Genomic DNA, 12,025 nt, shown 5'->3' on the forward strand with positions numbered 1-12,025 from the left:
ATCCGGTGGGTTGAGAGCCTTCCATGACGAAGCCGGATCCGGCCCTGCGCCGCGCCATCGCCCGCCATGCCGTCTACCTGTCCCAGAGCTGGCGCAGCGCCCCGCCCGGCCTGCCGACCTTCGAGGCCGTCTGCGGATTGATCCAGTCCGGGCTGGCGCTGAAGGGCATGGAGCCGCGCGTCCGCCCCGCGGTGAAGGTGCTCGAAGAGCTCTGCCGCCGCGAGATCGGCGCCGATGGCGGGCTGCCCGGCCGCAACCCAGAGGAACTGCTTGATCTCTTCGCCCTGCTGGTCTGGTGCGAGGCCGCGCTCGAAGGGGCCGACCTGATGGCCCAGCCGCAGCACCGCGCGGCGATCGCCCGGATCGCGCCGGTGCTGCGCGCGACCCAGACCGAGGCCCAGTTGCGCATGCCGGTCGGCGTGTTCGCGGAGCCGTCGCCGCGCAGGAAGGCGATGTCCTCGCGCAGCGCCATCACCCGCAGGATGTCGTCGCGCACGATCATCGCGATGCCCATGCCGGACTGGCGCAGGAGCGTGTTCGACACCGGCACCAGCGCGGTCAGCTTCTTGTAGCTCTGGTCGAGCTTGTCGAAGCTCGGTTCGCTCTCGGCGATCTTCGCCAGTTCGGTGCCGTAGCTCGCGGTGGCGCTGCCGGTCTGGCGGGCATGGCGCAGCTGGCCCGCGGGCATCGGGATGGAGCGGGCGCCCGCACGGCGGACCACGACGCGCGGGCGCAGCCGATCTCGCGGAGCGCCCCGGCGAAGCCCAGCCCGTGCACCAGCCCGAAGCCGAAGGCGACGAGCGCAGGCGCCCGCATCGCCAGCGGATCTCGGCGCTCGGGCGGAAGCGACAGCTCCCAGGCAAGGAAGACGATCGACAGCGCGATGACCACTTCGACGGGCGCGGAGGGCAGCGACAGCCAGCCCAGCGAGGCGGCGGCCAGCGTCAGGCTGTGCGCCGCGGTGAAGGCGGTGACCGTCCAGAGCAGGCGCCGCGGATCGCGGATCAGCAGCAACAGCGCGAAGACGAAGAGCAGATGGTCGGCGCCTTCGAGGATCTGGATGACCCCAAGCCCGGCGTAGCTGGCGAGGACACAGCTGCCCGGTCCAGTGCATCGGCGCGAAGACCGATCCCGGCGCCATCCGCCCGGTCACCACCAGCCGCAGAACGGCGCGGCCATGCGGGCTGGTGACCTCCGCCAGATCGGCGGCTTTCAGGCCGCGCGCCGCGGCATCGTCGGGATGCATTTCCAGGAAGGGCTCGGCGATGTGCTGGCTCAGCCGCGGCGTCATCGCGGTCCGGGTCATCGTGTGCCAGTGATCGCGCACCCGCCCGGTATTCAGCCGCAGCGGGAAGGCCAGCGACACCGCGGTGGCCGGGGGCTTGGCCGCGACCGGCAGCATCCGTCCGCGCCCGTCGGGCGTGAAAAACCCGCCCGCGCCGAAGAACCGCCACCCGCTCTTCACGGCGCCGAACCTGATCGTGACGCCGCATGCCGCGGGGCTGACGCCGGGCGCCGAGCGGGCGATGGCCACCATGGCCGCGCAATTCATCATGGATGCGATCGAGGGGCGCGACGTGCCCGCCGCATTCCGCGCCGAGGCGGCCGCGCTCGGCGGCCTGACCGAATAGGAGACGTGAGATGAGCGAAGGATTCCGCATCCGCCAGAGCTGGACGCGCGCCCGCGCCGAGGACGTGGCGCTGGCCCGGACGCTGCCGGTGTCGAATATCAGCGACGTGATGTCCCGCCGCATCGGCGCGCCTGCCGATCTGCGGCCGATGCATGGCGGCGGCCAGATGGCCGGGCCCCTGCCGATCGTGCTGGCCTGGCTGGCCGGCTGGTGCTTCGCGCGGCGCTATGCGGTGCTCATCGCGGTGGCGGTCACGGTGGCCGTCGTCGCCATGACGACCGACCTGCCGCCCGGTGCCGCCGCGCTGTCGCTGCCTGCGCCGGAATTTGTCCGGCCGGTGCTGGATCTCGTCCCGGCGCTCGGCATCGCGGTGCCGCTGTTCATCGTCACCATGGCCTCGCAGAACGTGCCGGGCCTCGCCGTGCTGCGCTCGAACGGCTACACGCCCGCGACCGGCGAGATGTTCGTCTCCACCGGGCTGGCCAGCATGGGGGCGGCGCTGATGGGCGGGCACGGGCTGAACCTCGCGGCGATCAGCCCTCCGGGCAAGCCGGGGCGGGTCACACCCAGCGATCATGGGGTCTAAGAGCCGTCCGAGGCATCGCCGCAGGGGAAACCCGTCCCAGCTTCAGGCAGGACCGTTCTGGGAAGCGGCGGAGTTCTGGCCGCATTGCGGCCATTCCAGCCAGCCTTGGCCCAGCCTCTCCAGCTGCCCGGACCTTTTCGGCGCCCGGCTCTCCTGATCTCCGCCCCCCTTGCTTCGACCCGCCTCCCCGAGCGCGGCGCATCGGCGGGCCGGGGCAAGGGCCTTTGTTCCACGCTTTCCGCAGCTGCGCATCGGCCGGGGCTGCCGCCGCCATCCCTGCGACCGCCCGGAGGTCGCCGGCCATGTCGCGGCGATTTCCCGCCTTGCCCGCCAGTCCCGGTCGCGGCACCCGTTGCGCTGCGCCGGCGGGCGCCGCTCTGCTCGCCATGCTCGGCGCCGGCCTCATTCCCGTAGCAATCGATTCCCCGGATCGATTGCCGGGCGCCCGGCGGCAAAGCCGCCCACCTCGCGCAGCATGCCGGCATCGCCGCCATGCCATCGGCCACGGGGCATTAGCAGGGTGCTGAAATAGTCGGGCGAGCGGAATTGGCTTCCGTCCTGCGGGGCGTGATGGCGCGATCTTCCATCCGTTCGTTGCCACTTGGCGCAAATGGCGCCGTGGCCGCCGTCTTCAGATGGCGTTGTTGGACAAATCAGCTGGCGACCGCAGTCCCGGGGGCAGAGCACCGGGCGCATGACGGCCCGAACACCCGCATCCAAGGGGCCCGCCGGCCAACCCGGAAGCGCGGGAAGCGCATGGGCAAGCTCACGCCGCCAAGGCAGGCGCAGAGGTTTCCCGCCGCGCATGCCCAGATCAACATGATCTTCCGGCCCCGCCGAAATCCAGATCCGCCATATCCAGCCGCCACGCCGGATCCGACCGCCACGACCTGCGGGCCGGATGCGCCCAAGCGGCATGGCCGATGACGCTACGCGGGAAGCGGAAGCCTTTGATCCGGGACAGGTCTTCGAGGTCCGGCGCCAGTGAAGGCGACCGTCATGCCGCGCGGCCGGCAACCTGACGGTGAATATGCTCGCCCTCGTTGGCGACATAGGCATTGGCCCATTGGTTGACGCGCACCCATTTCGCGCCCACTGCCTTGGCGACCGCGAGGCCCGGGATCGCGCCGTTCGCGACGCAGCAGATGCCGATCGGCGTGTCGATCGCGCCGCGGATCTCCTCGCAGGCGGCGGTCAGGCAGGCGACGGTTTCCATGCCGATGTCCTCGGGACGCGCGAAGGGCATGTCGCCGGCATTCTCGATCATGATGCCGTCGACGCCGCCTTCGGCGAGGGTCTTCGCGTCGGCGGCGCCGCGGGCATAGATCTCGCGCACGGGGGTGCCGTCATAGCGCGGCGCGCCGGGCAGCGCGGCCAGGTGGACCACGCCGATGATCGGCTTCCTGGGCGCAAAAGGGAGACCCGCCATGACCACGCCCCCGATCGCTCCGCTCGCGGATGCCGACTGGCCCGCCGGAATCGCCGACCTGCGGGACGGCTTTGCCGGCGCGCTCGACGTCTACCGCACCATGGCGCATCACCCGGCGCTGCTGCGTGCCTGGGCGCCGCTGCGCCAGCATGTGGTGAAGGACACGGCGCTCGGGCCCGAGCGCTCCGAGGTGGTGATCCTGCGCACCGGGGTCCGGCTCGGCTCGGACTACGAATGGGCGCATCACGTCTCGCGGGCGCGGGCGCTTGGGTTTTCCGATGCACGGATCGCGGCGGTCCGGGACATGCCCGGCGGCGAGGACGGCCTCCTGGTGCGGGCCCCTGATGACCTCCGCCGGTCGGCGGCCGATCCCCGGCGGAACCGGCCTGCCATAAGGCCGCGGTCCCCCGGGGCAACGCGTCGTCTGCTCGGCTCACTGAAAGCCGGGAGGCTCCGGGAGGCACCCGGACTGCTGGCGCTGCCCTGCCCACGTTTGCCGCCGCGACCGCGGCAAGCTTTCCCGGCTGCCGGGCCAGCCCCTTCGAAAGCCAGTCTCGATCCGCGGGTTTCCCGCCCGCATCGCGATCAGGGCGCAGCTCGGCACCGCCGACCGCCTGCGGATGCAGCTGTCGCCCCACCTCGCGACATGGCCGAGGCGGGCCTTTCCTCACGTCGCATTCCGCAGCGCAATGCGCCCCGGCCATGCCGACCACCGTCTGCGTTCGTTATGCTCCGTCCGCTGCTGTCGCGCGGCGACCTGCTGGATTTCCGCCTGCCGGAGGAGGAGACCTTCACCGGCGAATACGTGGTCTCGCGCGACGGCATGCTGAAACTACCCTACCTGCCGCCGATCCGGGCCGGCGGCCGCAGCACCGAAGCCGTGCGCACCGACATCGCCAATGCGCTGCTCGATGGCGGCTTCTACGAGCTGCCGCCCGACATCTCGCTGCTGCTGCTGGATTTCGCGGGCATCCGCGTCGCGGTCTCGGGGGCGGTGTTCGAACCGCAGCCGGTGGAAATCGGCGGGGTCGCGGGCGATGCGGTCGACGGGCGGCGGCAGGCCGCGCTCGGCGCCTCTGGACGCCGGACCCCATGCGCGCACCGGGAGCCTGGGGCGCCGATGCATCCCGGGCGGGCGCTCCGCCGCCCTGGACCGCGCCTCGCCGCCGAAGCAGGGAGGGGCATGAGCCGGGCCGGGAAGAAGGCCAGGGCCTTTTCCCGGAGACCGGATGACCTGCGCGAAGCTGTCCGGACCGCGGCGGATGGCCCTCCGGCATCTTCCGCGGATCAATGGAAGCACGATGCCTCGCCTTCGGCCGCCACGGGGCAGAGCTCCGGCTCCGTCGCAGCGGCGCGCGGAGCGCCGTCCATCCGGCACGGACCGATCGGGCGCCGAAGACCGGCCGCTTGCCGCCCATGCCTGAACCGCTCGGCAGTCCCCGGCATCCGGGTCATCAGCGCGCTGTGGACGGCGGGGCTGGCGCAGACCAGCCCCGGATTGTGCCGGTCGAGCGTGTTGAACCACAGCGCCTGGCCGAAGCCGTCGGTCACCGTCGCCCCGGCCTCGGCGGCGATCAGCGTGCCGGCGGCGATGTCCCAGTCCCAGGTGTCGCGGAAGGTCGCCATCGCATCGAAGCGGCCCTCGGCGACCAGCGCCATGCGGTAGGCCAGGGACGAGCGGAACTCGCGCCGGATCTGCGGCACGCCGCCGGGCCAGTGCACCGGCTCCATGCTCAGGCGGTTGGCCAGGATGTCGGCGCTCTCCAGCGTCGCGGTGTCGGTGGCCGACAGCCGCAGCTTGCCGTTCAGCCAGGCGCCCGACACCGTGCCCGGCGAAGCGGGCCTGCAGCGCATGCATCAGCCGGGTTCCCTGCGCGGCCAGCAGGTCACCGGCACGGCGCGCATGCCCGGCCGTTGCGTCCTGCACCTTCCCTCGGTCCCCCGGCTCGATGGATTGCCGTGCGGGCGGCTTCATCAGGCCCCCGCAGGTCGCCGCAGCGTCATTCGCATCGTCCCGGAGGCGGAACAGTCCGCCGGACGGTTCCGGCCCCAGCTTCATTATGGCGCTTCACGAAGGGCTCGGACGGGGAGGGACGGATCAAGCAGAATCCATCAACTCGACGGTCTCTCTCCCCCTGGCTTCCCCTGCCATGGCTGTCAAACGGCATCGAAAACTGCCTCCCTGTTGGAGCCAGCGCCTGCTGCCGGTCCCAGGTCAGCCGCGCCAGGTCGAGCTGGGCGGCGAGCGCGTCCCGCCCGGCACGGGCCTCGGCCAGCTCGGTGTCGATCAGGCTGGTGTCGAGCCGGGCGAGGATCTGGCTCTCTGCCACCGCATCGCCTTCCTCGACGGTGATTTCGGTCAGCGTGCCGCCGATCTCGAAGCCCAGCCGGCTGTCCTGGCGCGGCTCGAGCCGGCCGATGAAGTCCTGCGGCACCGCATAGCTGTCCTGCAGGACGACCGCGGTCACCGACACGGCCAGCGGCGGGTGCTCCGCGCCGGTCTCGATCCGCACGGTCGCGGCGGAGATCAGGCCGGAGGCCGCCGCCACCGCGCCGAGCGACAGCGCCGCGCGGGCCGCCAGCCGTGCCGCGCCGCCATGGCCGACCCCGCCCGCAAGGACGAGCGCATGGCCGTAATCGTACTTGTGCCGGTCCCCCCGCTTCGCGAGACGGGCCAGCAACGCGGGGGAGATCCCCTCCGTGGAACTGTTCATAGGCCGATATCCACCACCTTCACCTCCCCGCACAAGTCCGGCCGCAGCCCGTGCGCGGGTTTCCGGCAGTGGAAGGTGACGGTCAGGTCGGCAGGCAGCACCGCGCCCATCGCTTCGCCGCTGTCGGTCTCCAGCCCGGACGGCAGATCCACCGCGACCCGCAGCGCCCCGGAGGCGGCCGCCGCTGCGGCGATCTCTCCGAGCCGGTCGCCGAGCGCGCCCATCCGAAGCCGGCTGGCGCGGCGCTTCCCGTGCCGAGAGGCGGGGACCGGCGGGAAGATCGCGCCACGATGCCCAACACGGCGGAAAACCGTTCCGGCCCGCCTGCCCTCATGATCGCTGCCCTCCCTTGGTCCAAGGCGGATCCTCCGGTGGGGCCGGGCGCGGCGTGTTGGAGAAGCGCGAGGCTGGGGACGGAACCGGGACGACGGCCGGGCAAGCCCTCATGCGCGGGCTGGCGACCGCCGGGCCGGGCGCCCGGCAGGATGCAAACGGCGCTTCGGGGGATTGCCGGCAGGGCAGCCATGGCGAAAGGCACCGATGCGGAACATATTTCCGCTTGCGCCGCGGCGGCGTGGCCGGACCTGGTGCTGCACCGTCGCGGGAACAAGCGCAACACGCCGCTCCCCAACCCCGCGCTCAACCAAAAATCCAAGTCTCACCTGGTCGTCTCCTCGTCTCGCATCGGCGCTCCGCCGCGGCCCGGCGGACGGACCGGCAGCGCCGGAATTTGCAGACCCAAATGCAAATGCCGGGCCAACCCGGCCCGGCACGGCAAAAATCGGCCACCAAAAGGCGGGTCAGCGGATATCGGCCCCGCCCGGCGCGGCGACGGCGCGCCGGGCCATCACCGAAACCAGATGGGCGCGGTAGGTCCCGTCGCCATTGAGGTCCGCCATCATCCCGCCGGGGTCCGGGCGCAGGCCCTCGAGCGCGGCGCCATCCCAGCGGAGCGACAGCGCGGCTTCAGGGTGAAATTGCCGAGATTGATGCGCTCGAATTCGACGCCCTCCGCGGTGCTGCGGATTTCGAAATGGTCGCCTGCGGTCTCGGCGCCATCCACTTCGGCGGTGTCATGGCCGTAGCCGCCATCCATCACGTCGGAGCCGTCGCCGTTGTCCCATTCCATGATGTCGTTGCCGAGCCCGCCGCGCATCGTGTCATTGCCCTTCTCGCCCTCGAGCACGTCGTCGCCCTTGCCGCCGACCAGCAGGTCGTCCCCGGCGCCGCCGATGAGGAGGTCGTCACCCTCGCCGCCATCGGCCTTCAGCGCGATCGCGCCCGCTTCCAGCGCGCCGCCATCGACCGTGTCGTCGCCGCCGAGGCCGTCGACCTCCAGCACCGCTGCCCCCGGCCCCGCCGCGTCCGCCGACCCCGAGGGTGATGTTCGCCGTGCCCTGGCTGCCTTCGGCGGTGGAGCTGCCGCCCTGGCCGCCGCCGCCGCCGATCGATTGCGCCACGATCCCGTCCGACCAGTCGCCATGCGTGTTGATCTGGCCGGCATGGGTCATGGTCACGGCGTTGCCGTCCGCAGCCGTGCCGCCGCTGCCTCCGTCGTCGATTTGGGCCCCGACGCTGACATTGAAGCAGTAGCCGGTGTTGTCCTCTTCATCCGCTTCGTCGCAATCGCTGTCGCCGCCGTCGTCATGGTCGGAGCCGTCCGCCGAGGAGGCCTGGCCGACCGAGCCGCCGAGCCCGCCGCCGCCGCCGATCGACCGGCGCTGCGGATCTCTTCGCTCTCGGCGCTGGTCGCGGCCGCCCTGTCGCCGGTCTGGGCCTGGGCGCTCGGGCGGGGCGACATGGCGCTGCTCTGCGTCGTTCTCGCGGTTCTGGTCTTCCTCCGCCACCGTCCGAACATCGCGCGCATCCTCGCCGGGACCGAGCCGAAGATCGGCAGGAAATAGCGCCCGACCGGCGACGGCAACCTGGCCGTCCCGGCCCGATGCCGGTGGCCGCCCGCCATGCATGCTTCCGGGCCGGCAGGCTGGCCGGCGGCAGTCATTGCGGACCTTCGCCTCGGAAGACGGCAGGCGCCCTCCCCGTCAATCCCCCGCGGGCCACTGCGGGAAGCGCCGCCTGACGGTTCGGTCCCCGAGGCCGCCAGCCCGCCGGGCCGGGCATGGGGCTGGGTTGCCATGGTCCGGGCCATCAGGGCGCGCGACAGCATCTGCGCGGCAAGCCAGAGGCCCCAGCCCTGCATCCCGAGCGGCAGCGCCAGGATCAGCGCCTGCCAGCGCAGCCCCATGGCGAGGATCAGCGCCAGCACGCCATAGGCGCCGATCCGGCTGTCCTTCATGATCTCCAGCCGCCTTGTCCGGGTCCAGCCGCCCCAGAACCCGTCGGCGCAGTCCGCAAGCCCGTCCTCGTGCATCGCCCCGGTCATCATCACCTGTACCAGGAGGGCCAGCCCCGCCGCTGCGCCCGCAGCCAGTCCAGCCGCATGGGCGCCCCAGCCGGCCGCGCCGGAGCCTCGACGTGCTGGCCGAGGGCGCCTCGGCGGCGGTGGCGCGGTTCTGCACCCAGCATGGCGTGCCGCTGGTGACCACCTACAAGGCCAAGGGCGTGCTGGAGGAAGCGCATCCGCTGGCGCTCGGCGGCGCCGGGCTGTCGCCGCTTGCCGACGGCACGCTGCTGCCCCTGGTGGCGCAGGCCGATCTGGTGCTCTGCCTCGGATATGACCCGATCGAGATGCGCAGCGGCTGGCGCCATCCCTGGGACCCGGCAGAGACGCGCGCGATCGAGATCAGCCATCTGCGCAACGACCACGGCATGCATGCCGCCGGGATCGAGATCGTCGGCGGCATCGCGCCGAGCCTCGCCGCGCTGTCGCGCGACCTGACCCCGCGCCGAATTCCGCATCCCCGAGCGGCAGGCAGGCGCACATCCGGGCCCGGCATTGGAAACAGGACGGCGGCGCAGCCAGCTGCTGCCGCCCCCGAAGCCCCCTCTCAGCCCCGCACGATGAGCAGGTCGGCGGGCGCGCTGCGGATGAGCTCTTCGGTGAAGCTGCCCAGCAGCGTCGGGGCGAAGTTCGCGCGGGCATGGGCGCCGATGGCGATCAGGTCCGGATCGGAGGCCTGGCGGGCATGGAGGAAGGCGGTCGGGACCGCCTCGGCCACCGGCTCGGGCTTCGGCAGGGCCGCGGGCAGGACTTCCTCCTGCCACCAGACATCGATCCGCGCGCGGGCATCGGCGAGGAACGGCGCCAGCGCAGCCTTGTCGCCGCAGCTCGCCCGAGCTGGACCAGCGCGCGCTCGGCGGCGACGCCTTCGTGCTGGCCTGCCATGAAGACCACCGTTTCGCCCGGGCCGGCGGTCCCGCGGCGCCGGAAGAGATCGACCCGGAAGAGCTGATCCATCTCAGCACCGATACCGGCACGGCACGGCTGCTCGCCGAATGCCCCGCCCTGCCTGCGCGCCTGAAATCCGGAGCGCTGCGCTGCCATTCCACCATTGCCCAGCTCTGCCTCGTCCGCGCAGGCGCCGGGATCGCCATCCTGCCGCGCAACGCCGCCGAGCTGTTCGGCGATCCGGCCATCCGGCTTGTTCCGCTGGCCGGGCTGGCGCTGGAGCGGCGGCTCTGCCTGATCCTGCCGAAGCGCCGCCTCCGGCTCTGGGGCATCGACCGCAGCCTCGCGGTCGATGCCGCGCCCGAGGGCTTCGAGGGCCCCTGGGACACCTTCGCGCGGATGCGCACGCTGCGCTCGCCGAAGGGCCTGACCGGCCCGGCGCTCGACCTGCCCGCCCTGACCTTCCGCGCCTGGTTCACCGCGCAATGGGGCAAGGGCGCCTGGAACGCGCTCGGCAAGATCCCGAAGGGCCAGTGGATGGACTACCTGCGCTGGTACCGCAAGGTTCTGGCCCTGCCGGTCCGCAACCGCACCCGCCTGTCCGGGCTGCGCGGCGAGGGCGAATTGCTGCGGGTCGAGCTCGCCACGCCCGAGGGCAGCGAAAGCCTGCTGGCGCGGCGCGTGGTTCTGGCGACCGTCGGAGAGGGCCAGCGCCATCTCCCAGTCGGCACGCCGGTGCGGCCAGCCTTCCGCCCGGGACAGCGCCAGCGCTTCGGGCAGGTGCCCGGCGCCGAAGGGCGACAGCGCCACCGCCGCCTGCATGGATCAGCCCTGTCCGTGCACCAGGAAGGCGCGGAAATCGTTGACATTGGTGCCGGTCGGACCGGGCGCGAAGAGGTCGCCGACGGCGGCGAAGGCGCTCCAGGCGTCATGGCCCGAGAGATGCGCTGCCGGGTCGATCCCCGCCGCGCGCATCCGCGCCACCGATCCGCCATCGGCGAAGGCCCCGGCATTGTCCTCGGAGCCGTCGATCCCGTCGCTGTCCGCCGCCAGCGCCGTGACGCCCTCCGCCCCGTCGGTCGTGGTGCTGGAGAAGGGCTCCGAAGTCGGCGCGCATATCCTCTCGGGCGCGGTGCTCGACCCCTGCGGGCTCGACAAGCTGATCCCCGACTGGAAGGACAAGGGCGCGCCGCTGACCGTGCCGGTGAAGGAGGACAATTTCTACGTCCTCGGCGAGGCCGGCAAGATCCGCATGCCGAACATGGCCATGCCGCCCTTGATGAACAACCACGGCAACTACATCGTCTCGATGGGCAATGTCTGCCGCTGGATGGCCGAGCAGGCCGAGGAGCTGGGCGTCGAGATCTTCCCGGGCATGGCCTGTTCGGAACTGGTCTATGGCGAGGACGGCCGCGTCGCGGGCGTGGTCGCGGGCGAATTCGGCAAGGAAGCCGACGGCACTTCGCCCGCAAGCCTGAGCCCCAGCGCGCGGGCATCGAAGCCGCCGCCGCCGGTGTCGAGCTCGATCAGCCGCGGCAGGGGCAGGGTGTCGAGCGGCAGGTCGGTGCCGAACCACGGCTCCAGAAGCGCCTGCTGCTCCAGGTCCGGGATGATCCGGGCCGAGGCGATGCCGGGGGTGGTGCGCAGCACCTCGAGCGCGGCTTCGGTATCGGCATCGCGCGCCTCTCCGGCCGAGGTGATCCGCACCGTGGCGGTATCGGCCAGCTCGGTGCGCCAGCTGTCGCCGAGCCGGAACAGCATTGCCGCCAGCGCGATGGCGAAGACCGCGAGAAAGGCCATGGCGGCGGTGCCGAGCCCCACCAGCCGCGTCGTCGTGCCGGCAGGGCGCTGCGCCGCATCGGCGCGCCGGCCGGATCCGGCACCGGCCTGCCTCGGGCAATGCCGGGCGGAGCCCCCCGCAACTTTTCTCCTGCCAAGAAAGGCCGGGCAGCCGCGCTCCGTAGAGGCTCCGGATTGTCACCGGGGCCGTGGCTGGTGCCCCGCCGGGCCGAAGGTCTCCGGCAAGGCTATGGTCCGGGCGCAGGTGCCATGCCGCTGGCGGGCCATGCCGCTGGTCCATGCCGCTTCGGACGCGGTCGGTTGCCGCCATCCGGCAGCGGAGATGCCGGAGGCCCGGGGGAGGTCTGCCGCGCTCCTTTTGCGTCAGGACCCGGGCGGATTGCCTCTTCGGCAGCGCTGCGCAAGCCTGCCGATCCGGCAGCGCCTGCCGAGGGCGGTGGCGCAGATGCAGGCCTGGGGGTAGAAACCGGTCTTCCAGATCCTGCCAGACACGCCGGGGCTCGATGCGCTGCTCGAGGGCGAGGGCTGGACGATCAAGGACCCGTCGATCCTCTATGCCGCGCCGCTGGGGGCCTT

Annotated in this window: 13 protein-coding genes and 8 pseudogenes; 8 read left to right on the top strand and 13 right to left on the bottom strand. The window is 72.1% G+C overall.

Annotated elements, in window-relative coordinates:
• Nucleotides 1-73: 73 nt before the first annotated feature.
• The 3 genes and pseudogenes from C7T91_RS34250 to C7T91_RS00385 all read right to left on the bottom strand — a co-directional run.
• Complete coding sequence (locus tag C7T91_RS34250) at nt 74-688, bottom strand: phage major capsid protein (RefSeq protein ID WP_236638012.1); 615 nt, start codon at nt 686-688, stop codon at nt 74-76.
• Between the two features lie 47 nt (nt 689-735).
• Nucleotides 736-1,068: pseudogene (locus C7T91_RS34255) on the bottom strand (HupE/UreJ family protein); the annotation flags it as partial.
• 43 nt (nt 1,069-1,111) lie between these two features.
• Nucleotides 1,112-1,402 (bottom strand): annotated as a pseudogene (locus tag C7T91_RS00385) (molybdopterin dinucleotide binding domain-containing protein); the annotation flags it as partial.
• Here C7T91_RS00385 and C7T91_RS34260 point away from each other — a divergent pair.
• Together C7T91_RS34260 and C7T91_RS34265 are read left to right on the top strand one after the other, a co-directional pair.
• Nucleotides 1,371-1,631: a hypothetical protein gene (locus C7T91_RS34260; RefSeq protein ID WP_236638055.1), complete on the top strand. Its 261-nt coding sequence runs from the start codon at nt 1,371-1,373 to the stop codon at nt 1,629-1,631. The pseudogene C7T91_RS00385 and the gene C7T91_RS34260 overlap by 32 nt on opposite strands.
• 10 nt (nt 1,632-1,641) lie before the next feature.
• Complete coding sequence (locus tag C7T91_RS34265; protein WP_108257559.1) at nt 1,642-2,217, top strand: benzoate/H(+) symporter BenE family transporter; 576 nt, start codon at nt 1,642-1,644, stop codon at nt 2,215-2,217.
• A gap of 997 nt (nt 2,218-3,214) precedes the next feature.
• Here the strand turns inward: C7T91_RS34265 and C7T91_RS00395 are convergent.
• A complete protein-coding gene (locus tag C7T91_RS00395; RefSeq protein ID WP_236637892.1) occupies nt 3,215-3,646 on the bottom strand; it encodes a BtpA/SgcQ family protein in 432 nt (143 codons plus the stop codon).
• On the opposite strand from C7T91_RS00395, the pseudogene C7T91_RS00400 reads away from it, so the two are divergent.
• Both C7T91_RS00400 and C7T91_RS34270 read left to right on the top strand, forming a co-directional pair.
• Nucleotides 3,645-3,998: pseudogene (locus tag C7T91_RS00400) on the top strand (carboxymuconolactone decarboxylase family protein); the annotation flags it as partial. The gene C7T91_RS00395 and the pseudogene C7T91_RS00400 overlap by 2 nt on opposite strands.
• Nucleotides 3,999-4,373: 375 nt before the next feature.
• Nucleotides 4,374-4,508, top strand: a pseudogene (locus C7T91_RS34270) (polysaccharide biosynthesis/export family protein); the annotation flags it as partial.
• Here C7T91_RS34270 and C7T91_RS34275 read toward each other — a convergent pair.
• The 5 genes from C7T91_RS34275 to C7T91_RS00425 all read right to left on the bottom strand — a co-directional run bounded on the left by C7T91_RS34275 (nt 4,479) and on the right by C7T91_RS00425 (nt 7,702).
• Entirely contained in the window at nt 4,479-4,772 is a 294-nt protein-coding gene (locus tag C7T91_RS34275; protein WP_236638056.1) for a hypothetical protein, read from the bottom strand. The pseudogene C7T91_RS34270 and the gene C7T91_RS34275 sit on opposite strands and share 30 nt — an antisense overlap.
• A gap of 161 nt (nt 4,773-4,933) precedes the next feature.
• Nucleotides 4,934-5,500, bottom strand: a complete 567-nt coding sequence (locus tag C7T91_RS00410) for an inositol monophosphatase family protein (RefSeq protein ID WP_108257560.1) — start codon at nt 5,498-5,500, stop codon at nt 4,934-4,936.
• A gap of 146 nt (nt 5,501-5,646) precedes the next feature.
• Entirely contained in the window at nt 5,647-6,360 is a 714-nt protein-coding gene (locus tag C7T91_RS34280) for an efflux RND transporter periplasmic adaptor subunit (RefSeq protein WP_108257561.1), read from the bottom strand.
• A complete protein-coding gene (locus C7T91_RS34285) occupies nt 6,357-6,584 on the bottom strand; it encodes an NAD(P)H-hydrate epimerase (RefSeq protein ID WP_108257562.1) in 228 nt (75 codons plus the stop codon). The genes C7T91_RS34280 and C7T91_RS34285 overlap by 4 nt, the downstream gene beginning before the upstream one ends.
• Before the next feature lie 674 nt (nt 6,585-7,258).
• Nucleotides 7,259-7,702, bottom strand: a complete 444-nt coding sequence (locus C7T91_RS00425; RefSeq protein ID WP_108257563.1) for a calcium-binding protein — start codon at nt 7,700-7,702, stop codon at nt 7,259-7,261.
• Nucleotides 7,703-7,862: 160 nt separating this feature from the next.
• On the opposite strand from C7T91_RS00425, the gene C7T91_RS37645 reads away from it, so the two are divergent.
• Nucleotides 7,863-8,264 carry a glycerol-3-phosphate acyltransferase gene (locus C7T91_RS37645; RefSeq protein WP_269100120.1) on the top strand — a complete coding sequence of 134 codons (402 nt, stop codon included), beginning with the start codon at nt 7,863-7,865 and terminating at the stop codon, nt 8,262-8,264.
• Between the two features lie 197 nt (nt 8,265-8,461).
• Here the strand turns inward: C7T91_RS37645 and C7T91_RS00435 are convergent.
• Nucleotides 8,462-8,791, bottom strand: a pseudogene (locus C7T91_RS00435) (adenosylcobinamide-GDP ribazoletransferase); the annotation flags it as partial.
• 107 nt (nt 8,792-8,898) lie between these two features.
• Here C7T91_RS00435 and C7T91_RS34295 point away from each other — a divergent pair.
• Nucleotides 8,899-9,126, top strand: a pseudogene (locus C7T91_RS34295) (thiamine pyrophosphate-binding protein); the annotation flags it as partial.
• A gap of 182 nt (nt 9,127-9,308) precedes the next feature.
• Here the strand turns inward: C7T91_RS34295 and C7T91_RS00445 are convergent.
• The gene (locus tag C7T91_RS00445) at nt 9,309-9,479 is read right to left on the bottom strand and encodes a universal stress protein (protein ID WP_236638013.1); all 171 of its coding nucleotides are present in this window, start codon (nt 9,477-9,479) and stop codon (nt 9,309-9,311) included.
• A 152-nt stretch (nt 9,480-9,631) separates the two neighbouring features.
• Between C7T91_RS00445 and C7T91_RS38885 the strand changes: the two are divergent.
• Nucleotides 9,632-9,907: pseudogene (locus tag C7T91_RS38885) on the top strand (LysR substrate-binding domain-containing protein); the annotation flags it as partial.
• 567 nt (nt 9,908-10,474) lie between these two features.
• On the opposite strand, the gene C7T91_RS34300 reads toward C7T91_RS38885, so the two are convergent.
• Nucleotides 10,475-10,768, bottom strand: a complete 294-nt coding sequence (locus C7T91_RS34300; RefSeq protein ID WP_407943251.1) for an MOFRL family protein — start codon at nt 10,766-10,768, stop codon at nt 10,475-10,477.
• On the opposite strand from C7T91_RS34300, the pseudogene C7T91_RS34305 reads away from it, so the two are divergent.
• Nucleotides 10,680-11,132 (top strand): annotated as a pseudogene (locus tag C7T91_RS34305) (NAD(P)/FAD-dependent oxidoreductase); the annotation flags it as partial. The gene C7T91_RS34300 and the pseudogene C7T91_RS34305 sit on opposite strands and share 89 nt — an antisense overlap.
• On the opposite strand, the gene C7T91_RS33140 reads toward C7T91_RS34305, so the two are convergent.
• A complete protein-coding gene (locus C7T91_RS33140; RefSeq protein WP_108257565.1) occupies nt 11,045-11,470 on the bottom strand; it encodes a cell division protein FtsX in 426 nt (141 codons plus the stop codon). The pseudogene C7T91_RS34305 and the gene C7T91_RS33140 sit on opposite strands and share 88 nt — an antisense overlap.
• Nucleotides 11,471-12,025 lie beyond the last annotated feature (555 nt).

The organism is Mangrovicoccus ximenensis, from assembly GCF_003056725.1.
In the GTDB taxonomy this organism is placed as follows: domain Bacteria; phylum Pseudomonadota; class Alphaproteobacteria; order Rhodobacterales; family Rhodobacteraceae; genus Mangrovicoccus; species Mangrovicoccus ximenensis.